1 protein-coding gene is annotated in these 401 nt (G+C 47.4%); it reads left to right on the plus strand.

Going from position 1 to position 401, the window contains the following annotated elements:
- On the plus strand, positions 1-356 hold a 356-nt coding region (locus CAN34_RS13820), incomplete at its 5' end, for a uroporphyrinogen-III synthase (protein ID WP_368039515.1).
- Between the last annotated feature and the right edge of the window lie 45 nt (positions 357-401).

Raw genomic sequence — 401 nt, forward strand, 5'->3', positions numbered from 1 at the left:
GCCTTAACATTGCCAATAACGAAGGTATGCTGGCGATGCCTGAGATTGAAAGCCTGCAAGCAGGGGATAAGCTGCTGGTGTGGCGCGGTCTTGGTGGGCGACGATTATTGGTCGATACGCTACAGGCGCGCGGTGTCCATATCGATAGCATTGCTTGGTACGAGCGCACGATGCCTATCGATGCCATGGCGCAGTATCAACAGTGGCTAGTACAACTCCTTGTGCAACAGTCTTTGCCGCAAACACTATCAGTAGAACAACCAAAGCCCATCGTTATTATAAGTAGTGGTACTGCCTTTGAGCATTGGGAAAGTGTCGTTAAAGCATTAGCGGCGCAGGGATTAAAATCCACATAAAATAAAACTTTACAAGATACTGTAGCGATTGAGCTACAAGATTTT

The sequence above is a fragment of the Psychrobacter sp. DAB_AL32B genome (genome assembly GCF_002224105.1).
Lineage (GTDB): Bacteria > Pseudomonadota > Gammaproteobacteria > Pseudomonadales > Moraxellaceae > Psychrobacter.